Genomic DNA, 22,419 nt, shown 5'->3' with positions numbered 1-22,419 from the left:
CTGCCGGCTCGGCCAGCGGGGTGGCGCCGGCGAGGGCCGCTCCGGTGGCATCGAGGCGGCGGCGGACCGCCGCGATCCCCTCCTGGGCTCGCTGCGCCTGGTCGAGCGCCTGGTTGCCGCGTTGCGCGGCGGCCACGATCTCGGCGCGCAACTCCCGGCGCAGCTCCTCGATCTCGTCCAGCAGCTCATCGGCCCGACCGTCGTCACCGTCGGGACGCAACGCGATGGAGAGGCCGATCAGGACCACCGCCACGATGGCGAGCACCGCCGCGAAGCGCAGCGGGCCGTTACCGTCAGCGACCAGAAGGATCAGCGCCGCCACCGGGGCCAGGGCCACGCCGCCCCAGAAAAGCACGGTCAGCAACAGCGGTTGACGCCGGGCGTCGGGGGTGACCGGGGCTGGCATGGCTGTGCAGCCTACCGACGATCCCCAGCGGAGGGAACGGGTCCCCGGACGCGCGGACGCCCCCGCCCCGAGATGGGGAGGGGGCGTCCACGGCACACCCGACAGGAACCTCAGCTGGTGGCGAAGGCACTGTCCGAGGAGAAGACCAGACCAACGCTGATCTTGCCCTCACGCAGCCCGTTTTTGGTCAGCGGCCCGCCCTGGTCCAGCGAGGAGAACGAGCCCACCGAGAGCCCGTACGTCTTCTCCAGGCCCGGCTTGCAGAACGTACGCTGCTGGCACTCCGGCGGGCCGCCCAGCACCGTCGCGCTGCCGGAGCACTTCGCGGCCAGCTCGGAGAGGGTCCGCACGCCGTACTTGTCGGCGAACTCCTGGGTGACCGCGAACGCGTTCTGGTCCTGCGCGGCGGCCGGCGAGCCGAAGGTGATGCCCACCTTGTCGCCCTCGGCCTTGAGCTTGGTCACCGTCGTGTTGATGTCGGGCGAGGACACCGGCTGGGCGTTCTTGCCGTTGGCCTTGGCGTTGAGGAACTCGGCCATGGTCGACGCGTACTCCGGGACGACCTGGATCTCGCCCTTCTCCAGCGCCGGCTCGTACAGCTCCCGGTTGCCGATCTGCTGCACCTTGACCTGGTAACCGGCGGAGGTGAGCACGATCCGGTACAGCTCGCCGAGGGTCTGACTCTCGCTGAAGTTGCCGGCGCCCACCACGATGTCGCCACCCGGGCCCTTGGCGATTCCCGCGGTGATGTTGTTGGCGCTGGCGAACTCCTCGGCGGCCACCTTGGGGGTCTTGCGGTCGGCGTCGACGGCCTTGTTGAGCTGGATCAGCTTCGGCGTGTCGAGCGCCGCGGAGACCTTGTCCAGCGCGGCGATCAGCTGCGGGTTGGCCACCTTGCTGTTGACCGCCGGGATGACGTTGTCGGAGTTCTGGAGCTTCTTGTCGTCCGTCAGAGCGATGAGCTGCTGACCGGCGACCGGGGCGCACCCGGCCCCGGAGGCGCTCGTCTGGGGGGCGTCGGTGCCGGACGAGCCGGCATCGCCACACCCGGTGAGGAGTGCTGCTCCGGCGATGGCGCCGATGGCGCCCATCGCCAGACGTGTACGTGCGCGCATGTGTGCCGCCCGCCTTCCGTGTCCCGGCGCGACCCGTCCCGGGCCGGCCGCGTGTCCGACGGGCGATCCCGGCTGTCGGCCGCCCGCGACTTCCACCCAACATGGTCCGCGAGCGACCGACAACCCGGGATGGGCTTCGTCACCGCATCGTCACCGAGCGGCCCGCCGCTGGTCGCCGCTTCGGCGTCCGCTCACCCGGACGGATCGCGACGGCGCGTCAGGCGCGGCCGGTGGCGTCGGCGGGCCGGGCGCGGCCCGCGCGCTGCCGTCCGCGTCGCAGCGGACGGGGGGTGACCAGGCGTTCGACGACCCCGAGGAGCAGCTCGGCCAGCAGTGCCAGCCCGGCCACCAGCACACCGCCGGCCACGATCTGCCCGCCACCGGCGGCGATGCTCAGACCGAATCCGGTACGGATGATCTCGCCGAGACCGCCACCGTTGACGAACGAGGCCAGCGCGGTCGTGGCGATGACCTGCACGGCGGCGGTCCGGAAGCCGGCCGCCAGGTACGGCACCGCGAGCGGCAGCTCCACCCGGCGCAGCAACTGCCCGCCGGACAGGCCCATCCCGCGGGCCGCGTCGCGCGCCTCCGGGTCGGCCTGACGTACGCCGGTGTAGGCGTTGGCCAGCAGCGGTGGAATGGCGAAGACGGCGAGCGCCACGACCACCGGCGTACGCCCGAAGCCGAGGAAGGTCAGCGGCAGGATCGTCAGCAGCGCCAGGGTGGGAATGGCCAGGGTGGCGTTGGACACCAGCACCACCAGACCGCCGCCGCGGCCGGTGTGCCCGAGCCACAGCCCGACCGGCCAGGCCACCAGGCAGCCCAGCGCCACCGCCAGGGCGGAGATCGTCAGGTGCTCGCCGAGCCGGTCCAGGATGCCGCCCGGGTTGCTCCAGTTCAGGGGGTCGTTGAGCCAGAGCACCGCCTGGTGCACGGGGTTGGCCGCGGCGCTCACCGGACGCCCCGGGCGGACCAGGGGGTGACCAGCCGGCCGACGAGGACCAGCAGCAGGTCCAGCAGCACCGCGAGCGCCACGCAGAGCACCGTACCGGTCATGATCTCGGCCTTGTAGAGGTTGTTCTGGAAGCCCGCGAAGATCAGTTGACCGAGGCCGCCGTGCCCCACCAGCACGCCGACGGTGACCAGCGCGACCGTCGACACGGTGGCCAGGCGCAACCCGGTCAGGATGCCGGGGATCGCCAGCGGCAGGTCGATCCGGAAGAGCCGCCGCCAGCGGCCGTAGCCCATGCCCTCGGCGGCCTCGCCGACCTCCGGCGGCACCTGGTTGAGCCCCGCCACCACGTTGCGGACGATCAGCAGCAGCGCGTACAGGACCAACCCGACCAGCACGGTGGTGGCGCCGGTGCCCAGGTACGGCGCGATGAACGCGAACAGCGCCAGTGACGGGATGGTGTAGATCACGCCGGTGACGCCGAGGATCGGGCCGGCCAGCGGGCGGACCCAGTACGCGAGCACGGACAACGGCAGGGCGATCAGCACCGCGATCAGCACCGCGCGTCCCGTGAGGGAGGCGTGTTCGCGCATGGCGGCGAGGATCGTGTCAGAGTTGTCCCGCACGTACTGCCAGGAGAACCAGGGGTTACCCGGGTCGGCCCGGTAGCTCAGGCGGAAGGACATACGTGGACGTTACCCCGGAGGCCGCCAGCGTGGCCGAATCCCCTCGCGCGGCGTCGATCTCCCTGCAGGGCATCCAGAAGCGCTACCCGAACGGCACCGAGGCCGTGCGGGACCTGAGCCTGGACGTCAAGGCCGGCGAGCTGGTGGTGCTGATCGGCCCGTCCGGCTGCGGCAAGTCGACAGTGCTCCGCATGGTCAACCGTCTGATCGAGCCGACGGCCGGGCGGATCATGCTCGGCGACGAGGACGTCACCGACGTCGACCCGGTGCGGCTACGCCGCCGGATCGGCTACGTGATCCAGAACGTCGGCCTCTTTCCACACCAGACGGTCCGGGCGAACGTGGCGACCGTCCCGGGTCTGCTCCGCTGGTCCCGGGATCGGACCCGGGCCCGCGTCGACGAGCTGCTCGACCTGGTCGGTCTGGACCCGGCCCAGTTCGGCCGCCGCTATCCGCACGAGCTGTCGGGTGGGCAGCGGCAGCGGGTCGGCGTGGCCCGCGCGCTCGCCGCGGACCCGGTGGTGCTGCTGATGGACGAGCCGTTCTCGGCCGTCGACCCGATCGTCCGGGCCCGCCTGCAGGAGGAGTTCCTCCGCCTCCAGGCCGAGGTCCGCAAGACGATCGTGCTGGTCACCCACGACCTCGACGAGGCCGTCCGGCTCGGTGACCGGATCGCCGTGCTCTCTCAGGGCGGGCACCTTGAGCAGTACGACACGCCGGCCGCCCTGCTCGGCGCACCGGCCACCCCGTTCGTCCGCGAATTCGTCGGAGCCGACCGGGGCATCCGCCGGCTGGCGGTCACCCCGCTCGACCGGGAGTCCCTGGAGCCGGTGCCCCCAGGCGCCGCCGCGGATCTGCCCACCGTGGCGCTGGACGGCACGGCGTACGACGCGCTGGCGGTACTGCTCACGTCGGGGCGGGACCAGCTCGTCGTGACCGACGACGGCCGCCCGGTGGGCGCGCTCAGCCGCCAGCGTCTGCTCGACCTGGGCCGCTCGACGGGCTGACCCGACCGCTGACCGGCCCGGCGGCGGCACCCGTTCCACATGGGGTCGCGCGGGTCAGGCGCGACCACCGAGGCTCGCGGTGCCGATGATCCAGCCGGTGAGGAAGCCGTAGCCGGCGCCGCTGCTGGCGTCTCGCAGTGCTGCCAGCAGCGACGGGTCCGGGCCGAGCAGCGCCGCCAGCACGGCGGCGAGCCCGCCGGCCAGCACGTACGCGGCCCAGCCGGAGAAGAACTGGCTGACCGGGCCGGGCACCCGGGCCACCTGCGCGGCGGGCAGCAGATAGAGCAGCGCCACCGCGAGGACCACGAGCGCGACGGCCCGCAGGTCGGCGGCGAACAGACCGCCGGCCTGCCCGTCCGCGTCCAGCCGCCAGGCCGGCCAGGCGAGCAGGCGCAGGTAGAAGCCGCCGGCCGAGTCCGGGTCGGTAAGCGTCGCGGCGGCCCAGCCGGTGTACGCCGGGCTGCCACAGATGCCGACCAGCAGCAGTACGGCGAGCGCGCCGGTGCCGGCGGCCGTCCCGTAGCCGCTGACCGGGCCCGTACGGACGAGTCCCATGATCCGCCCAGGTCCCGTGCCGGCCGGCCGGGCGGACCTGGGCTGCCCCGAACGGCTCAGTGCTTCAGCAGGTAGTCGATGAAGGCGGCCCGCAGCAGCGGCGCCGACTCCTCGTAGCCGTGCCCGGTCAGCTCCCGCCACAAGGCGTTCGCCTCGTCGATGGTCGGGCCGATCGAGTTCGGCGCGCCGTCCAGCACCGTGGCCTCGTCCGCGTTCGGCAGGTGCCGCAGCACCGACCAGTAGAACCCCACGTCGCGACGCTCCCGGGCCCGGGCGAACGCCCGCTCCCGCAGCTCCTCCGTGGACAACGCGTCGAGTTCCTCGAACGAGGTTCCGCCGGGGGTGGCGGCAGGTGTGTCGGTCATGCGGCGAGCCTAACGGTCGAGATCAGCGCCGGCTCGGCGGACGGGACACGGCTCACCGGTCGTCGGCGTCCCAGTGCCGCGGGCCGGTCTCCCAGCGGGGGTCACGCCACGGGTCGGCCGATTCCGGCGCGAGGGGTGTCGGCAGCGTCGGAGGCCAGTTGTCGGCCGACTGTTGCCGGGGCACGTTCCATCCCGTGCTGATCGTGCCGTCGCCGACCGGCTCGATCTCCTCCACGTGGCCCGGCCGGGGCCGCCCGAACGTCTCGACCAGCCGGGTCACCAGCAGCCCGACGCCGAGCGCCACGCCACCGAGCGCCCACTGACTCACCGTCCAGTCGCGCTCCGGCGCGTACGCCTGAAAGACGGTGACCAGGCCGACCGCCAGCACCGTGCCGAACACCCCGCCGCGGCGGCCGTACGCGCTGGTGCCGCCGAGCAGGGACACGCCGATGGCCAGGACGGTCCAGTCCAGCCCGGAGGTGGGCGTGACCGCCCCGGGGCCGTTGGCGGCGAGCAGGACACCGGCGAGCGCGGCCAGCACCGTGGAACCGACGAGCGCGACGGCGGCGACCACGGCGGCCAGCGCGCCCCGGCGACGGGCCGGGTCGGCCACCGGCCGGTACCGACCCACCAGCCGGCGGATCGACCTGATCGTGCCGAACAGACCGCCGAGAACCGCGACGGCGGCGAACCCGGCGAAGAGGTAGCCGGCCGTACGCCTCGGGTCGTAGTCCCCCTGCACCAGAATCGACGTCGAACGACGTTCGATGTACACCACGACTCCGGCCGCTGCGGCCAGGCTCGCCGCCCAGGCGGGCACCTGTAACACCACCACGGCCAGCGCCAACACGAGACCGCCCACCGCGGCGACCACGACGGCCGACCCCACTGACGTCGCCAGACCCCGATCGCCCTGTTCCGCGTAGTGCAGCGCGGCGGCGACCGCGACCGGCCCGACGGCCAGGTTGGGGACGGCGGTGCGCAGGCTCAGCCCGGCGGCGAGAGCGAGCAGCCCGAGGCCGACCGCGCCGACCAGCAACGTACGCAGACCGGCGCCGCGCAGCGCGTCCGGGTCGGCCCGCCAGAGCAGCCAGCCCAGGGCGACGAGACCGACCAGCAGCAGGAATTCCCACAACATGTGCACACCGACGCGGTCCCGGCCCGGCTCGCCGTGGGTGGGATCGTCGAAGACGTTCTCCAGGACGGCGACAGGAACCCCGGACGAGGGTTCGACCGACCGGTCCCGGCCCGTGTCCTCGTACCCCATGGCACCGCCTCCCCAGTGGCCGGCCGTCCCGGTCCGGCGCACGGACGGATCGGGGGCGGCCGTTGCTCTCCGATCGGAGGCACCGTACCCGCGCCCGGAGCCAGGCGTAACCCCCTGCTCAGCGCTGGCCGGGACGGCTCTGGCGCTGGTCGGGCTCGTGCTCGTCGTCCGGGCGCTCCGGGACCCGGCAGGACCGCTCCAGCCAGAGCGCGGCCCCCACCAGCGCCAGCGACGCCAGCAGCCCGCCCCCGGCGGCCGGCCGATCCTCGATGGCGGCCCGGGTGGTCTCGACGAAGAGCCACCCGCTGAGCCCGGCGTAGAAACCGGCGAAGATGGCCCCGGCCAGCGCCGACGCCTTGGCCAGCACCACGAACCGGGCGACCATCAACGGGTTCACCGGATCCCGGCCGGCCTTGCGCTCGATGCGACCGCGGGTGTTGACGGCCGCGTACGCCTCCAGCACCGCGAGCGCGGCAAGCGTCACCACCGGCAGCCACGGCAGACGGGGGATGCCGCTGTAGTAGAGGCTGCTGATCAGCAGCCAGGCCACCGCCGCCGCGCCCAGGGCGGCCACGACCAGGGTCGAGATCCGGGTGGGGCCCATCCGCGACCGGTCCGGGCCCGGCCCGCCCGGTGGTGGGGACTTCGCCTGCGTCATGCCGGCCGGCTCCACTGGGTCATGCCGTCGACTCTAACGCCAGTTCCGGCCGGGGACGCAGTTCCAGCGCGTCGTCGGCGACCGGGCCGGCGGTGAGCAGGTCGGTCAACCAGCCGTGGCCGGGCAGCCGCCCGTACGGCTGGATGTCGATCCACGGTCGCAGCACGAACGCGCGCAGGTGCGCCCGGGGGTGCGGCAGGGTCAGCTCCTCGTCGTCGCTGAGCACCGGCTCGTCGTCGTCGCCCCAGACCGCGATCACGTCCACGTCGAGGGTGCGCGGCCCGAACCGCCGCTGCGGGTCACGGACCCGGCCGGCCGCGCGCTCCGCGGCCCGGGCCCGCTCCAGCCAGTCGCGGGGCGTGGCGGCGGCGTCCTGGGCCAGCAGCACCGCGTTGAGGTACGCGGGCTGGTCGGCGTCCCCCCACGGTGGAGTCTCGTACACGCCGGAGACCACCAGCACGGTGTCACCGAGCGTGGCGACGGCCGTCCGGAGGTGCTCCAGGCGGTCGCCGAGGTTACTGCCGAGCGAGAGCACGGCCCGGGTCATCGGGTACGCGTCCGGGTCATCGTGACGGCCACGTCGGTGAACGTGTGCGGCACCGGCGCCTCCGGCTTGTGCACGGTGACCGTGGCGGTGCGGACCCGCTCGTCGGCCAGGCAGACGGCGATCAGCCGGTCGGCGAGGGTTTCGATCAGGTTGACCGGCTCGCCGGTCACCACCGCCACCAGACGTTCGGCCAGCTCGCCGTAGTGGACCGTGGCGGTGACGTCGTCGCTCGCCGCCGCCGGGGCGAGGTCCAACTCCAGGACGGCGTCGACCACGAAGTCCTGCCCCTGCGCGCGCTCGAAGTCGTACACCCCGTGCCGGCCGCGGGCGCGCAGGCCGGTCAACTGGATCCGGTCGCTCATCGGTCTCCCTCTCGCCGGCCGGCGGCCGCTCGTACGGGCCGCCCAGCCGGGCTGGCTGGCACCAGGCGCGGGCTGCCGGTGGCGGCCCAGACGGCGAGCGCGTCGACGGTGGCGCGCACGTCGTGTACGCGTACGCCCCAGGCGCCCGCCGCGACGGCGAGCACGCTGGTGGCCACGGTGGCGGCCTCCCGCTGGTCGGTGGGTCGCGGTGTGCCGTCGGCGGCGGCGAGGAGTCGACCGAGGTAGGACTTGCGGCTGGCGCCGAAGAGCAGCGGGTACCCGAGGTCCAGCAGCTCCGGCAGGCGAGCGCTGAGTTCCCAGTTGTGGGCGGCCGTCTTGGCGAAGCCGAGGCCGGGGTCGATGACGATGCGGTCCGCCGGGACCCCGGCGGCCAGCGCCTCGTCGATCCGCTGTGCCAGCTCGCCCCGCACATCGGTCACCACGTCGGTGTAGCTGGCCAGGTCGCGCATCTGCCGGGAGTGGCCCCGCCAGTGCATCAGGACCCAGGGGCAGCCGGCGTCGCGGACGACGCGGGCCATGTCGGGGTCGGCCAACCCGCCGGAGACGTCGTTGACCACCGCCGCGCCGGCGCCCAACGCGGCCTCGGCCACGCGCGCCCGGCTGGTGTCGATGCTGACCGGCACACCGGCGGCGGTCAGCTCGCGGATGACCGGCAGCACCCGCTCGGCCTCCGTCACCGCGTCGATCCGCTCGGCGCCGGGACGGGTCGACTCACCGCCGATGTCGATCAGGTGCGCCCCGGCCTCGCGCAGACGGACGCCGTGTCCGACGGCCGCGTCGAGGTCGGCGTACCGTCCGCCGTCGGAGAAGGAGTCCGGCGTGACGTTGAGGACGCCCATCACCACCGGGCCCGGAGCCCGTACCAGATCGGTCACGACTAGACGGTACCGGTCGCGGCGGCGGCACCCGGCGGCCCGGGTCGACCACCCCTGACGTGCTCGTTAGAACAGGTGTACGATCGGTCATCCGGGCAGCAGCAGGCAGTCCCTTCGCGGCTTGTCGCAATCCGGGGCGGCCCGTACGCTTTGGAATTGGCCAGCATCGAGATGGCGAAGCTTGGAGGGAGGGCCGAAGCGGGGGAAAAACGCCCAAACCTCGCCACCCTCCGTGGTGAGTAACGAACGCAGGGTCAAGAACGCTGCGCCCTGTGGAGCACATTTCCCGCCAGGCTCGTCCATTGCACCGCTGCGGCACCGCCGGCCGCGCTATGGGGAGGTTCCAGTGATCGCCTTCGAGCTCATGGAGACGGCGTCTTCCGGCGTCGCCCACGCGCTCTCCACCCTGGCGTCGGCTCCACTCGCGGAGCCGGCACCGAAGGGGATCGACACCAACAGTGTCGTCACCTTCTTCGCCAGCAAGATCGCGCCGATCCTGCTCGCCGTCCTGGGCGTCATCTTCATCGGTCGCGCCAGCCGGGGCGAGATCTCCAAGGTCCTGACCAGCTCCGCGATCGCCATCGTCGGGCTGGCCTTCATCGCCGGCGCGGCCACACTCTTCTTCGTCGGCGATTACCTGATCGACCTGATCTTCGAATAGGCGCGTTCACCAGATGCGGCTACGCACCGACGACGACATCTACCGGGCCCGCCTGGTCTACCTCGGGCCGCCCGGCTACACCCTTCCGGTCCACCTGCCCTACGCCCAGTACGGGCTCTTCATGCTGCTCGTCCCCCTCTACATGTTCATCCACTGGCTGTTCACGTTGACTGTCGAACTCTTCCCAGCCTGGGAGATCGCGCTCGCCATCGTGACCACGTCGTTCATCTTCCGGCACGTCGACCCCGACCGGCCGGCGCGGGTGGTCATCCGCACCGCGCTGACCGACTGGCGACGTACCCGGGAGCCGGCGATCGAGCAGCGCGACCCGCGTCTGGTCGGCAGCCGGATCAGGATCCGGGAGGAGCTGGCATGACCGGGCGTACGCCGAGCGGTCTGTTGCACGACGCGGGTGAGGCGGTCGCATGAGTCGCTCTTCCACGCCGGGTTCCCCGGCCGGCCGCCCGGCCGTGCCGGCCAGTCACCGTGCGCAGTCATTCGATTACCCCGAGGCCGAGGACGAGGTGGCGCTCGACCCCGCGCTGGTGACCTCGCCCGGCCACGGCGCGGTCGGTGTGTTCCAGGCACCTCGGCCGGTCACCCGCCGGACGCCACCCGCCGAGCCCAGCGCGGTCTCGGCCGGCGAGAACGCCGACATCGACTCGCCGTTCCTGGACCTGTTCGGTGGCGCGCGACCTGGTGGTCCACGGGCCGTGACGGCTGGCCCCGCGACCCGGAGCCAGCCGACGGTCCCGCAGCAGCCACCCGCGGTCGCTCCGACCCCGGCCCGACCGGCGCCCGAGTTGGAGCCACCGTGGACGCCCGACGACCGGTCCACCAGCGACCGACCGCCCATCGAGCCACGACGGGCGGACGCCTACCCGGCCGGTGAGTCCCGGGTGCCGCATCAGGCGGGTGACCGACGCCCGATGCGGTACCCCTCGGACGACCCCGAGCCGACCGCCGCAGGCGCGTCCGCGTCGACGGCCACCGGCCCGGCACCCCGGACGTCCAGCGCCGCACCCGTCGTCCCACCGACGGCATCGATGCAGCGTCCCACCGCCCCGACGGACCGGCCGGCCACCGCCGCCCCGAGCGACCGGCCGGCCCTGGAGCGGGCACCGCGCCGCCCCGGGTCGGAGCGACCCAAGGGGGCCGGGAAAGAGGTCGCGCCACCCCGCCAGCGGGCCGCGAGCAACCAGGACCGGCCGATCAAGCCAACCCGGGTCCGCGCCCCGAAGATCAAATTCGGAGACCGGGATCCGTCGGTCGAGCTGGCCATCACCGAGATCGCCGGCCACCTGACCTTCACCCCCAACACGGTCACCGCCTGGTACTGGCTGCCCGAGGTCCGCTGGGCCTTCCGCCCGGACGCCGAGCGTGAGGCGCTGCTGTCGGCGATCTCCGAGCAGTACGCGGGCCTGGCCGGTTTCCGGCTGCACCTGCGCCGGACCACCCGACCGTTCCCCGCCGACGAGTGGGCGCGCACCATCGACGCGCACACGCCGGCACCGCTGCCCGACGTCGCCGGCACCACCGGCTGGGCGGACCACCTGGTCGCCGCCCAGCGGCACCTCATGGCCGTCAACCACGCCGAGGGGCAGACCTACCTGGGCGTCACCTTCGCCCGCCGCTCCCTCGGCGACTCCATGACCGAACGGCTGCTGCGCACCTTCGGCCGGGGCACCGCCGAGGGCGAGCGTCGCAAACTGGGCCGCACCGTGGAACAGTTCGACGAGGTTCTCGGCGCGTTCGGCATGCGCGGCCGACGAGTCACCGCCCAGGAGCTGGAGTGGCTGCTCTACCGCTCGGTGGCGCTGTGCATGGCGCCCCCGGGCCGGCTCTCCCCGGTGACCGACGACCGCTGGGAGCGCGGTGACCTGCTCGCCCTGACCGAGCAGGTCGAGCGCTACCGCACCCCGTACGGCTCGACCGTGAAACTGGTCAACCGGATGACCGGCGAGGAACGGCACGTGGCAGTGCTCGCCGTCGGCCGGATGGAGCCGCTGGAGATCCCGGAACGGCACGAGCCCTGGCTGCACTTCCACGAGCGACTGCCCTGGCCGATGGAGATCTCCACCCGGGTCGACATCCTCGGATCCGGCGACTCGTTCCGCAATCTCGAACACCGGCTGCGGATGATCCGCTCCCAGCAGCTCGACTACGCCGAGCACGGCATCGACGCGCCACCGGAGCTGGAACGCCTCGCCAAGCGGGCGCTGGTGATCGGCGACGAGATGACCACCGGGCTGCCCGTCGACTCGGCCCGCGCCCACGGCTGGCACCGGATCGCGGTCGGCGGCCGGACCAGGGAGGAGTGCCTGGAGCGGGCCCGGCGGCTCATCCAGCTCTACTCCCGGGAGCTGCGCATCTCCCTGCAGCACCCGAAGAACCAGGACTGGCTGGCTCGCGAGTTCATCCCCGGCGAGCCCATCGCCAACACCGGCTACGTCCGCCGGATGCCGGTCCCGCTGCTCGCCGCCGCGCTCCCCCAGGCCGCGTCCACCGTCGGTGACCGCCGGGGCGACCTCATCGGGCGTACCGCCGGCACCTGCCGCCGCCCGGTCTTCCTCGACCTGCACTTCCCCATGGAGGTACGCGAACGCTCCGGGCTCGCGGTCTTCGTGGCCGAGCCGGGCGGTGGCAAGTCGACCCTGCTCGGCGCGCTGGGCTATCTCGCCGCCCGACGGGGGGTCCAGGTGACCCTGCTCGACCCGTCCGGGCCGCTGGCCCGGCTCTGCGCCATGCCCGAGCTGCGGCCGTACTCCCGGGTGTTGAACCTGACCGGGTCGGAGCACGGCACCCTGGCGCCCTACTCGCTCATCCCGACGCCACTGCGCAGTGAGTTCGCCACCGGCGCCCCCGGTGACCGCGAGTTCGAGATCGCGGTCTCCAACGCCCGGGCCGAGCGGCGCATGCTGGTCCAGGACATCTGCATGATGCTCGTGCCGCCGCAGGTGGCCCGCGAGGCGTCGACCGCCACCCTGTTCCGGCACGCCGTCCGGCAGGTCCCCGCCGAGGAGACGTCCACCCTGGACGACGTGGTGAGCTGCCTCGGCCGGCTCGACGACGACGCCGGCAAGGAGCTGGCGAACCTGCTCCTGGACACCGCCGAGATGCCGCTGGCCATGCTCTTCTTCGGTCGGCCGCCGGAGGGTCTGCTCGGTGCCGACGCGGCGCTCACCGTGATCACGATGGCCGGGCTCCGATTGCCCGACCTGAAGATCGAACGAGAGTACTGGTCGGCCGAGGAGGCCCTCGCCCTGCCGATGCTGCACACCGCGCACCGGCTCGCCGTCCGCCGCTGCTACGGCGGGTCGATGTCGTCCCGAAAGCTCGTCGGCCTCGACGAGGCGCACTTCATGGAAGGCTGGCGGTCGGGCCGCTCGTTCCTGGTCCGGCTCGCCCGGGACTCCCGAAAGTGGAACCTCGCGGCGCTGGTCGCCTCGCAGAACCCCCGCGACATCCTCGGCCTCGACGTGCAGAACCTGGTCTCCACCGTCTTCGTCGGCCGGATCGCCGAGGACGCCGAGATCGCCTCCGAAGCGCTTCGGCTGCTGCGGGTGCCGGTCAACGACGGGTACGAGGCCACCCTGGCCTCGCTCTCCGCCGCCGACACCAACTCGGCCGACCGCCTCGGCTTCCGGGAGTTCGTGATGCGCGACGTCGACGGTCGGGTGCAGAAGGTCCGCGTCGACGTCTCGTACGTCGACGGCCTGCTGGACCACCTCGACACGACGCCCGCCGCGATCGCCGCGGCGGCCGGAGTCCTGCCGAGCATCTCCCTGCCGGATCTGGAGGCGTGACATGGCTGGGCCCCGGGCACGGATCGCGTCGTTCCTGCTCGCGCTCGGCGTGCTGGCCGGGGCCACCCTCAGCTGGCCGCTGCTCGGCGCGGAGGCGGCCGCGGCCGCGCCACCGGTCGCCCAGGCCCGAGCCGACCTCTGCACGACGGCCGAATGGCAAGCGGACTTCCGGGCCTGCGTAGGGAAGCTCCAGGCGGTCAGCGAGGACGAGGTCAAGTGCCGTAACGCGCCGACCCCGGGCACGCCCGACTCCGGCCTCGCCGGCTGGTTCGCCGGTCGTCCGGACTCCGCCAAGCAACCCGGGCCGAAGGGGCTCTACAGCGACTACGGCTACGCCGGATACAGCTATCCGACGTACGACATCCCCGGCGGCTGCGCGTCGTCGGTCCTGCATCCGGACTACAAGTTCACCACCACAGTGGCGAACGGCGAGTTCATGGTGGCCACCGCGATCGTCGGCGCCTCCAATGCGCTACGAGAACGCGCCTGGGACCCCCGGTCGATGTGGGGCTGGGCCGACCCGCTGGTTGAGAAGGCGACCAAGGCCGTCTACGAGAAGGTGTTCAGCGTCTTCGGGATCGTCACGCTGTGCGTGGTGGGGCTCTATCTGCTCTGGCGATCTCGCCAGTCCGACATGAGCAACGCCATGACCACCGCCGGCTGGGCTCTGTTGGTGATGGTCGCGGTCACCGCCCTCGCCGCCTGGCCGGTCAAGTCGGCGAACATCGCGGACGGCACGCTGGTCACCTCGCTGGGCGTGGTGCACGACGCGGTGGGCCCGGCAGCACGGGATACTCCGCCGAGCCAGTGCGACGATCCGAATCCTGAGGCTTGCAAGGACAACAGACCACCCGCCGTGCGAGCCAGCGACACCGCCACCGAGGCGATGCTCTATCGGAACTGGCTACGGGGCGTGCTCGGTTCGGCCGACAGTGAGACGGCCCGTAAGTACGGTCCGGCGCTGTACGACGCCAAGGCGCTGTCGTGGGACGAGGTCGAGAAGCTGCGCGCCAACCCGGCCACCCGGGAGGCGACGATCAAGGCCAAGCAGCAGCAGTGGGCGCGGGTGGCCGAGCAGATCCAGACCGAGGACCCGGAGGCGTACGAGTACCTCCAGGGTGTCCGGGACATGGACCGGGTCGGGGCCGGGTTCATCGCGGTGCTGGCCTCGGTCCTGTTCGCCATGTTCGACCTGACCGCGTCGCTGCTGGTCCTGCTGGGCTTCCTGATCTTCCGATGGGCGGTGATCGCGGCACCCATCCTGGGCACGGTGGGGTTGCTCCGTCCGGCCAGTGCCGGCCTACGACGGCTCGCGAACGCCGTGGTCGCCGCGATCTTCAACATCGCCATCTTCGGCACCGGCGCCGCTATCTACCTGTTCGCGGTCGATCTGATCATGAGTACGCCCACGCTGCCCGGCTGGCTCCAGGTGGTGCTGGTGTGGTTGTGCGGCGTGGTCGGCTGGCTGCTGCTGCGGCCGTACCGGCGGATCACCCAGCTCGGCGGTAAGGACAGCAGCGAGGCGGTCAGCTCGGCCGGGTCCTGGCACCGCCGGTTCTTCCGGGACATGCGGACGGCGGCCCGGCTCGACGTGGCCGAGCCCGGGGGCACGATGGAACCGGTGGGCGGACGCCGCCGGTCGCCGGACGCCGAGCAGACCCGGCTGCGCCCGGAGGCACGCCGGGAAGACCCGGCCCCGACGCCGACACCAACCCCGGTCGCGGGCCGAGGCGCCAGCGACGGTCGACCGGACGGTCAGGAACGCGCCGATGAGGCTCCGACGAAGGAGACCGGCAACCGAGGTCGTCCGGTGCCACCGCAGCCCCGTCGACGGCAGCCGGCGACCTGGACCGAACCGGACGTGCCGTCGGAGAACCCGTCGTTCGTGGTCTACCGGCCCGGCTCCACCGAACGTGCGCCGGACCGCACCGGACCGCGGGTGCGCTCAGAGGCTCGGTGACCGCGATGCGACGGGCCCTGGAATTCCTCTTCACCCGGGCGCTGCGGTCCCGACTGGGAGTGGCGGTGGTGATCGCGGTACTGGTCTTCGGGGTGATCGGGGCGGCCCGCCTCGCGTCCGGCCCGATGGACCCGGCGGACGGCTTGAGCAGCCGACCGAACCGGCCGATCACCACCGTCGACCCGACGGCCGGTGACGACGGGGTGACCTCCACCGAGGCTCCGCCGTCGCCGGTCACCCGGCCCGGCGCCCGCACGCCGGAGCAGACCGCCGACCGGTTCGCCTCCGCCTGGCTCGGCCGACCCGGAATGACGGCGGAACAGTGGCAGGCCGGCCTGCGGTCGTTGTCGACCCCGGCGCTGACCGAGAAGCTGGCCGGCGCCGAGCCCGGCGGAGTGCCGGCCGAGGAGGTGACCGGCCCACCATCGGTGCGATCGCGTACCGACACGTTCGTCGAGGTGCTGCTACCGCTCGACACCGGGCGGCTCCGGTTGGAGCTGGTGGTGGCGGACGAGGGTTGGCTGGTCGACGTGGTGGACTGGGAGCGACAGTGACCGCCGGCCGAGCAGGCCGTGCTCTTCGCCGCCCGATTCGGGTCGGCGTGATCGCCTCAGTGCTCACCGGGGTGCTGCTCCTGCTCTGCTGCACCGGAGGCACCGCGGCGTTCTTTCTCAGCGGTCTCGGCGGCGACGCGCAGGACGGGGACGCCCTGGCAGGTTGGGGCTGCGGACCCGTGCGTCCGGTGGACATCGCCGGCGAACTGCCCCGGTTTGCCGAGTATGGCGACGCGCAGATCCGCAACGCGGCGATCATCATCAAGGTCGGTCAGGACATGGGGGTGCCCTCGCGTGGCTGGGTGATCGCCCTGGCCACCGCGATGCAGGAGTCCGCGCTGCGTAATCTGGCGAACACCGGGGTGCCCGCCTCTCTCGCCCTGCCGCACGAGGGCGTCGGCGCGGACCACGACTCATTGGGTCTGTTCCAGCAGCGGCCGGGATGGGGCTCGGTTGCCGAGCGGATGACTCCCGCGTACACGGCCCGGAAGTTCTACGAAAAGCTCGTGAAGGTACGCAGCTGGCAGCGCCGACCGCTGACCGTCGTGGCCCAGCAGGTGCAGATCAGCGCCTATCCGGACGCGTATGCCAAGCACGAGGAGCTGGCCAGCAAGATCGTGGACGCGCTGGCCGGTGGCGCGGCCCGCACCGTCGAGATCAACGGCAAGGCGGTGTGCGACGCCGCCGAGCGCGGCCAGATCGCCGCCTCCGGCTGGACCGCGCCGATCTCCGGTGACGTCGGCTCCGGCTTCCGGACCGCCGAGCGACCCAGCCACAACGGTGTCGACATCGGAGCGGCCAAGGGCACCGAGATCCGCGCCGCGGCCGCCGGGCGGGTGCTGGTAGCCCGCTGCGACCCGGACAATCGTGGACGGCGAAGCTGCGACGTGGACGGGTACCCCGGCAAGGGCGGCTGTGGTTGGTTCGTCGACATTCTGCACGCCGGTGGCTACATCACCCGGTACTGCCACATGGTGGTCCACCCCCGGGTCGCACCCGATCAGATCGTGCCGGCCGGCGAGGTGATCGGGCAGGTGGGCAGCAGCGGTAACTCGTCCGGTCCGCACCTGCACTTCGAGGTGCACCTGCGCAACGACCGGTCCAGCCGGGGCGCGGTCGACCCGATTCCGTTCATGCGCGAGCGGGGCGCCCCGCTGCGCGGCGCGGAGTGAGGCTGTCACGGGCATGACCGGACCGATGCCGGACCCGTTCGCCGACCAGCCCGACTGGGCACCCCGGCCGCCGCGCCCACTGACCATCGTGCCCGCGACCGGACGCGTGGAGCTACGCGGGCAGCGGGTGCTGGTCGGTCTGCCCGGGCTCGGCTGGCGAGGGGATCTGCGCGCGGACGACCGCGTCGTGCAGGGTGCCCGGACCTACGTGCCGGTCATCCCCGAGCACGAGTGGTACCGGGCCGAGGCCGACCAGGTCGAGGTGTTCGCGCCGCTGGTGCCGGTGGAGCGGGTCTGGGTGGAGACGGTCGGCGAACGGCCCGGATCGGACGGCACCCGGGACACCGGAATCCGGCTGGTCTCGCTGGACGGGCCGTCCCATCGGTCCCCCACGCCCGTCTTTGAGGCGGACGCGGTCACCGGACGCCGGGTGGTGCACGTCGAGGGTGGGCTGGAACACCGGGACATGCGGGCCGTCACCGAGACCTACTCGGGCGCCGAAGGCGACATCTGCCTGCGGATCACGCCCGAAGTGGAGTGGTACCGCTGGGCCTGGCGCGGCCAGTCACCCACCACCCTGGAGGTTCCGGTCCATCTGCTGTGGATCGAATAACTAACCAGCCTTGGCACCGGTGCACACCCGCCAGCCGTCATCGTCCTCGACCACGTTGAACGTCCAGTCCTCTCGCCGGCTACTCCTGGGGACGCCATCGGAAGAACCGGCAATGGTGAGGGTCGTGGCGACCGATTCGCCATCACTCGACGGGCTCCTAGTCAGGGGGCCCCAAGAAATTCGTACCGTTACGTCAAACGTCGACTCGCGTTGCTCCACTTCGAGACGGAGCTCTCGCAACGCGCGAAGCTCAGTCCCGCCCTCGCACGTGTACTGGTCGGCTCGTGCGTCGTTGCGGTCCACGAGAAATGCGCGTAGGTAGTTGTCGACGACCACGTCGGGGGCGCTGCGGTCGGGGGCGGCCGCGCGGTTGTACAGCACGTACCCCGTCGCCACCGCGCCGAGGCAGAGCAGGGCGAGCACCCCACCGACCACGGTAAGCACCGTACGCAGTCGGCGGCGGCGCGGTTGTGGCGCCGGCGCTGGCGGGGCCGGCGGCAGCTGCTCGGACGGAGTCCGTTGGGCCGGTACGCGGGAGACCTGGGAACCGGCGGGGGGCTGCACTGATTCCACCTCCTGAAGTTAACGGCTGGACGGCCCGGAGCCAATGCCTCAGATCCAGCGGATCGTGACGGACCCCTCCCCACCGGTGAGATCCGCGACAACACCGGCGCACCACCGCGGTACCTCCCGGAGGAGCGGCTCCGGCTGGGATACCGTCACTGCTCGGGGAGGGGTTGCCAACCTCGGGTGAGGGGGTGGACACGGTGGCCGGTCCGAAGGCACGCACGAACCGAGCGGCGGCGCTGCACCGCCGGGCCGCAGCTGTCGTGACCGCCGCCGCCGGCATCCTCGACGAGACTCGACCGGCCCCCGCGGATCAGCGCCGCCAGTACGAGTTGGCCGACCGACTGCGGGTGGTTGCCGCGCGGCTGGCCCCGGGCTGGTCGGGCGCCAATCTGGACTCGCTCACCGTGGATTCTCCGGCGGGTGACGGCCCGCCGCCCTTCGTGCGGGTGGGTACGGCGGCGCCGTTGGATGACGCCCGTTTCCCCGCGCTCGTGCCGTTGATCGGGGCCGGGCACCTGAGTGTGGACACCGATGCGCGGGAGCCCCGGGTGGCGGGGCTGCTGAGGGCCGTGCTGCTGCGGTTGCTGGGTGGGGCGCCCGCCGGGGCGCTGCTGGTGCGCGCGGTGGACGCCACGGGTGCGGTGCTCACGCCGTTCGGCGCGCTGGCCGATGCCGGGCTGCTGCCGCCACCGGCGGTGGACGTGGCGGGTCTGCGGGCGGTGTTGACGGAGGCGGAGCAGTGGGTGACCCCGGGTGCGAGCGGGCGTCGTCGCCACGACCGCACCCTGCTGCTGGTGGTCGCCGCGTTGCCGGAGCTGACCGGTCCGACCGACCTGGCGCGGATCGAGGCGCTGGCCGAGCAGGGGCCCACGGCCGGCCTGCACCTGGTGGTGGCCGGTTGGCCGCCACCGGGCCCGTACGCGTCCCGGGCGCCGTTGCCGCAGGCCACCTCACTGGTGCTGCGCAACGCGTACGCGCTGCTCGGCGACCCGCCGGGGGCGTCGTTCGCGGGCCCCGGGGCCGAGCCACCGGGCGGGTTGAACTCACCGGTCTTCGTGGAGACGGACCCGCCGGCGGATCTCGTCGACGCGGTCTGTCGACGGCTCGCCGCCCAGGTGGAGGCGGGCTCCCGGTTGGCATTGGCCGATCTCCTGCCGGCGACGGGTGAGCGGCTCTGGGAGGCGGACTCCTCGGACAGTCTCACCACGATGGTGGGTGACGCCGGGGGCCGGCCGGTGCCGCTGGGCTTCACCGAGTTGACCCCGCACTGGCTGGTCAGTGGCCGGTCCGGGGCGGGACGTGCGGCGTTCCTGACCACCGCGCTGCTGGGGCTCGCCGCCCGGTACGGCCCGGACGACCTGGCGCTCTACCTGGCGGATCTGGGCGACGGTGAGTCGTTCGTGGAGTTTCTGCAGACCGAGCGGGACCGCTCCTGGATCCCGCAGGTGCGGGCCGCGGCCATGGCCGCCGACCGGGAGTACGTCCGGGACCTGCTCGACCAGCTGACGGCCGAGGTGCAACGCCGCGCGGAGGCCGCCGGGCGGGCCGGTGGGCAGCGCTTCGCGGAGCTGCGCCAGCACCGCTCGCTGCCCCGCATCGTCTGTGTGGTGGACAATGTGCCGCTGCTCTTCGCCGAGCGGGATCGGCTGGCCGCCGAGCTGACCGCGCAGGTGGATGGGCTGGCGCGCGCCGGTCGGGCGTACGGCGTACACCTGGTGCTGGCCGGCGCGGGCGAGCTGGGATTGAGTGGCCGCGCGGACGCCGGGCACCGGGATTCGGTTCTCGGACAGTTCCCGGTGCGGGTGGCGTTGCCGGGCGGCGGCCCGGTGCTGGAGCCGACCAACGACTCGGCCGCGGGGCTGCCGGTGGGCAGCGCGGTGGTGAACACCGCCGGAGGGCTCGGTGGTCCCCGGGGCGCGATCCGTGGCCACGAGCGGTTGATCCGGCACCCGGATCCGCTGGACCATCCGGAGGTCGTCGAGCAACTACGGCACGAGCTGTGGACGGCCCGGCCGGCCGGGTCGGCGCCGCCGGTGGTGTTCGCCGGTTACGCTCGCCCGCTGCTGAGCAACGATCCGCGTCACCGGGCGGCTCTGGCGGGCCAGGCACACGGGCCGGCCGCTCTGCTCGGCCGGGCGGTGGACGTGGCCCGTACGACGGTTGCCGTTCCGATGGGGCCGGCGGCCGGGCGCAACCTCGCGGTGCTGGGCTCGGGGCCGGCGGCGGGTGGCCTGTTGGCGACGGCGGCCCGGAGCACCGCGGCTCATCATCCGCCGGGCACCGCCCGGTTCCTGGTGGCCGCGCCGGACCAGGGGGCACGCCCCCTGGCGGAGGCGTTGACGGCCGAGCTGGCCGCCCGCCATCCGGCGTGCCTGGTGGACGTGCCGACGCTGCTCGCGGACACCGATGGGGAGCTGCCGACGTACCTGGTGGTCTTCGGGTTGGATCGGCCCGGGCCACGGGAGTTGCCGGCCGACCGGTTGCGCGCGCTGCTGCGGGACGGGCCGCCGGCGGGCCGGCACCTGCTGGGCTGGTGGCGGGCGGTGCCGCCGTTCGCCGCGCTGCTGGAGCCGGACGGCGAGGTCGACAAGCTCGCCGCCGTCGTGGTGCTGGACGTGCCGGCGGCGCAGCTCGCCGCCGTCTTCGGCCGGCCGGTCCAGTGGCGGGCACACCCGGACCGGGCGGCGCTGTGGGACGGTCCGGACGAGCGGGGCACGGTCCTGGTGCCGTTCGCCGACAAGGTGGGGTGAGCGGGCGGTGCACGCGGGAGGTGTCGGTGTGGGGTCGAACGTTACGGTGACCGGGCCGGGGCGGCAGCGGACCGCCGGGGCGGACGGCGATGGCACGCCGGCGGCCGTGGAACCCGTCAGCGGCTGGGCAGAGTACCTGGCGGCGGCGCGGCAACTGGATGCGGTCCGGCGCGGCGCGGCTGCCGCCGCCGGTGAGCAGGCCCGCTCGGCGGAGGCCGCCCGGGAGGAACTGACGGTCGTGCGTGCCGGGCTGGCGAGTCAGCAGGAGCGGCTGCGGGAGCGAGGCGTACCGGCGATCTCGCTGGTGCCGTCGCCGCCGGAGCTGACCGAGGCGGCCCGGTCGATGGTCGGCGGCCCGGCCGCCGTACTGGCGGCGCTGCGGGCCGCGCGGGGTCGGGCCGAGGCCGCGGACGCGGCGTTGGCCGCGCGTCGCGGCCTCCGACCGGCCTCCTGGCCCACGCGGGCCCGCAACCTCCTGGTGTACGGGCCGTTGGCGCTGCTGGTGCCGCTGATCCAGGTCATCGTGTACGCGACGACGGGTACGGGCCCGGCCAGCGTGACGGCCCTGATCGGCGGCCTTCCGATGCCGGCGGTCGCCTTCGTCGTCGGCTGGGTGGGTGTCGGTCGGCTGTTCCAGGCGAGCCCCGACGAGCGGCTGGACCGGACGGTGCGCCTCGGTGCGCTGGTCTGCCTGGTGCCGGCGGTGCTGGTCACGGCCGGCCTGCTCCTGGCCCTGCTGACCGGCTGACCACCCCGCAGACGCGACGGCCGGCCACCCTCAAGACGCGACAGCCGGCCGTCCCGGAAGAGGGCGGCCGGCCGTTGTCGCGTCCGGGAGGTCAGCGGGGAATGATCAGCGCCATCGCCTCGGCCCGCGACTTGGGGTCGGACTGCAGGACGCCGCGCACCGCCGACGTGATGGTCTTGGCACCGGACTTCTGGATGCCACGCATCGCCATGCACATGTGCTCGCATTCGAGCACGACGACGACGCCACGCGGGGCGAGCTTGCTCATCAGCAGGTCGGCGACCTGCGAGGTGAGCCGCTCCTGCACCTGGGGTCGGCGGGCGAAGACCTCCACGAGGCGGGCCAGCTTGGACAGGCCGGTGATCCGCCCGTCCGGGCCGGGGATGTAGCCGATGTGCGCGCTGCCGCGGAACGGCAGCAGGTGGTGCTCACAGAGGCTCATCACGTCGATGTCCCGGACGATCACCAGCTCTTCGTGGTTGGCCTCGAAGGTGGTGCTGAGCACCTGGGCCGGGTCGACCCGCAGGCCGGCGAAGAGTTCGGCGTACGCGCGGGCAACCCGGGCCGGGGTCTGCTGGAGCCCGTCGCGGTCCGGATCCTCGCCGACCGCGATCAGGATCTCTCGGACGGCCTTCTCGATCCGGCCGAGGTCGACGGCGTCCTCCACCGGGCGACCGGTCAGCTTGCCGCTGATCAGCCGCGCGGCCACGTAGTCCAGTTCGTCGTCGCCGTCGGGTTCGGTCGCGGAGACGGCCAGCTCCCGGTGAGG

22 protein-coding genes and 1 pseudogene are annotated in these 22,419 nt (G+C 73.0%); 10 read left to right on the top strand and 13 right to left on the bottom strand.

All coding sequences use genetic code 11. The features are described 5' to 3' along the window. From ABZU46_RS23685 to ABZU46_RS23670, 4 genes and pseudogenes are all read right to left on the bottom strand, one after another. A pseudogene (locus ABZU46_RS23685) lies at positions 1–406 on the bottom strand (hypothetical protein); the annotation flags it as partial. Between the two features lie 110 nt (positions 407–516). After that, complete coding sequence (locus tag ABZU46_RS23680; RefSeq protein ID WP_354861110.1) at positions 517–1,497, bottom strand: glycine betaine ABC transporter substrate-binding protein; 981 nt, start codon at positions 1,495–1,497, stop codon at positions 517–519. A gap of 241 nt (positions 1,498–1,738) precedes the next feature. Then, positions 1,739–2,476 carry an ABC transporter permease gene (locus tag ABZU46_RS23675; RefSeq protein ID WP_354861108.1) on the bottom strand — a complete coding sequence of 246 codons (738 nt, stop codon included), beginning with the start codon at positions 2,474–2,476 and terminating at the stop codon, positions 1,739–1,741. Next, the gene (locus ABZU46_RS23670; RefSeq protein WP_354861107.1) at positions 2,473–3,159 is read right to left on the bottom strand and encodes an ABC transporter permease; all 687 of its coding nucleotides are present in this window, start codon (positions 3,157–3,159) and stop codon (positions 2,473–2,475) included. Before ABZU46_RS23670 ends, ABZU46_RS23675 begins: the two co-directional genes overlap by 4 nt. A gap of 2 nt (positions 3,160–3,161) precedes the next feature. Between ABZU46_RS23670 and ABZU46_RS23665 the strand changes: the two genes are divergently transcribed. Beyond that, the gene (locus tag ABZU46_RS23665) at positions 3,162–4,166 is read left to right on the top strand and encodes an ABC transporter ATP-binding protein (RefSeq protein ID WP_354861105.1); all 1,005 of its coding nucleotides are present in this window, start codon (positions 3,162–3,164) and stop codon (positions 4,164–4,166) included. Between the two features lie 54 nt (positions 4,167–4,220). On the opposite strand, the gene ABZU46_RS23660 is transcribed toward ABZU46_RS23665, so the two are convergent. The 7 genes from ABZU46_RS23660 to folP form a co-directional block, all read right to left on the bottom strand. Then, on the bottom strand, positions 4,221–4,721 hold the full coding sequence (locus ABZU46_RS23660) for a hypothetical protein (protein WP_354861103.1): 501 nt from the start codon (positions 4,719–4,721) through the stop codon (positions 4,221–4,223). A gap of 56 nt (positions 4,722–4,777) precedes the next feature. Next, positions 4,778–5,086, bottom strand: a complete 309-nt coding sequence (locus ABZU46_RS23655; protein ID WP_234587453.1) for a hypothetical protein — start codon at positions 5,084–5,086, stop codon at positions 4,778–4,780. A 52-nt stretch (positions 5,087–5,138) separates the two neighbouring features. Then, positions 5,139–6,353 carry an ABC transporter permease gene (locus tag ABZU46_RS23650; RefSeq protein ID WP_354861102.1) on the bottom strand — a complete coding sequence of 405 codons (1,215 nt, stop codon included), beginning with the start codon at positions 6,351–6,353 and terminating at the stop codon, positions 5,139–5,141. 118 nt (positions 6,354–6,471) lie between these two features. Beyond that, positions 6,472–7,011 carry a DUF3180 domain-containing protein gene (locus ABZU46_RS23645; RefSeq protein WP_354861100.1) on the bottom strand — a complete coding sequence of 180 codons (540 nt, stop codon included), beginning with the start codon at positions 7,009–7,011 and terminating at the stop codon, positions 6,472–6,474. Positions 7,012–7,030: 19 nt separating this feature from the next. After that, complete coding sequence (folK, locus tag ABZU46_RS23640; RefSeq protein WP_354861098.1) at positions 7,031–7,558, bottom strand: 2-amino-4-hydroxy-6-hydroxymethyldihydropteridine diphosphokinase; 528 nt, start codon at positions 7,556–7,558, stop codon at positions 7,031–7,033. Then, positions 7,555–7,920, bottom strand: a complete 366-nt coding sequence (gene folB / locus ABZU46_RS23635; protein ID WP_354861096.1) for a dihydroneopterin aldolase — start codon at positions 7,918–7,920, stop codon at positions 7,555–7,557. Before folB ends, folK begins: the two co-directional genes overlap by 4 nt. After that, positions 7,917–8,816 carry a dihydropteroate synthase gene (gene folP, locus ABZU46_RS23630; RefSeq protein ID WP_354861094.1) on the bottom strand — a complete coding sequence of 300 codons (900 nt, stop codon included), beginning with the start codon at positions 8,814–8,816 and terminating at the stop codon, positions 7,917–7,919. The genes folB and folP overlap by 4 nt, the downstream gene beginning before the upstream one ends. A gap of 346 nt (positions 8,817–9,162) precedes the next feature. On the opposite strand from folP, the gene ABZU46_RS23625 reads away from it, so the two are divergent. From ABZU46_RS23625 to ABZU46_RS23595, 7 genes are read left to right on the top strand one after another with little or no spacing between them, the layout of a single operon-like run. Next, positions 9,163–9,477: a hypothetical protein gene (locus ABZU46_RS23625; protein ID WP_030327982.1), complete on the top strand. Its 315-nt coding sequence runs from the start codon at positions 9,163–9,165 to the stop codon at positions 9,475–9,477. A gap of 13 nt (positions 9,478–9,490) precedes the next feature. Next, on the top strand, positions 9,491–9,853 hold the full coding sequence (locus tag ABZU46_RS23620) for a hypothetical protein (RefSeq protein WP_007466101.1): 363 nt from the start codon (positions 9,491–9,493) through the stop codon (positions 9,851–9,853). A gap of 49 nt (positions 9,854–9,902) precedes the next feature. After that, positions 9,903–13,283, top strand: coding sequence for an ATP-binding protein (locus ABZU46_RS23615; protein ID WP_354861092.1), 3,381 nt, complete (start codon positions 9,903–9,905; stop codon positions 13,281–13,283). A gap of 1 nt (position 13,284) precedes the next feature. After that, positions 13,285–15,243, top strand: a complete 1,959-nt coding sequence (locus tag ABZU46_RS23610; protein WP_354861090.1) for an MFS transporter — start codon at positions 13,285–13,287, stop codon at positions 15,241–15,243. Further along, positions 15,240–15,797, top strand: coding sequence for a hypothetical protein (locus tag ABZU46_RS23605; protein ID WP_354861088.1), 558 nt, complete (start codon positions 15,240–15,242; stop codon positions 15,795–15,797). Before ABZU46_RS23610 ends, ABZU46_RS23605 begins: the two co-directional genes overlap by 4 nt. Further along, the gene (locus ABZU46_RS23600; RefSeq protein WP_354861087.1) at positions 15,794–16,969 is read left to right on the top strand and encodes a M23 family metallopeptidase; all 1,176 of its coding nucleotides are present in this window, start codon (positions 15,794–15,796) and stop codon (positions 16,967–16,969) included. The genes ABZU46_RS23605 and ABZU46_RS23600 overlap by 4 nt, the downstream gene beginning before the upstream one ends. Before the next feature lie 13 nt (positions 16,970–16,982). Further along, positions 16,983–17,582: a hypothetical protein gene (locus ABZU46_RS23595; protein ID WP_354861085.1), complete on the top strand. Its 600-nt coding sequence runs from the start codon at positions 16,983–16,985 to the stop codon at positions 17,580–17,582. On the opposite strand, the gene ABZU46_RS23590 is transcribed toward ABZU46_RS23595, so the two are convergent. Further along, positions 17,583–18,146, bottom strand: a complete 564-nt coding sequence (locus tag ABZU46_RS23590) for a hypothetical protein (protein ID WP_354861116.1) — start codon at positions 18,144–18,146, stop codon at positions 17,583–17,585. It lies immediately after the preceding gene. A gap of 194 nt (positions 18,147–18,340) precedes the next feature. Here ABZU46_RS23590 and ABZU46_RS23585 point away from each other — a divergent pair, with 194 nt between their 5' ends. Then, complete coding sequence (locus tag ABZU46_RS23585; RefSeq protein ID WP_354861083.1) at positions 18,341–20,902, top strand: FtsK/SpoIIIE domain-containing protein; 2,562 nt, start codon at positions 18,341–18,343, stop codon at positions 20,900–20,902. A gap of 46 nt (positions 20,903–20,948) precedes the next feature. Continuing rightward, positions 20,949–21,650: a hypothetical protein gene (locus tag ABZU46_RS23580; protein WP_354861114.1), complete on the top strand. Its 702-nt coding sequence runs from the start codon at positions 20,949–20,951 to the stop codon at positions 21,648–21,650. 91 nt (positions 21,651–21,741) lie between these two features. Here the strand turns inward: ABZU46_RS23580 and folE are convergent, their stop codons facing one another. Then, a complete protein-coding gene (gene folE, locus ABZU46_RS23575) occupies positions 21,742–22,407 on the bottom strand; it encodes a GTP cyclohydrolase I FolE (protein ID WP_354861112.1) in 666 nt (221 codons plus the stop codon). Between the last annotated feature and the right edge of the window lie 12 nt (positions 22,408–22,419).

Origin of the sequence: Micromonospora sp. NPDC005197, from assembly GCF_040608295.1 — a bacterium.
Lineage (GTDB): Bacteria > Actinomycetota > Actinomycetes > Mycobacteriales > Micromonosporaceae > Micromonospora.
The sequence above is the reverse complement of the archived record's forward strand: the minus strand, read 5'-3'. Positions and strand labels throughout refer to the sequence as shown.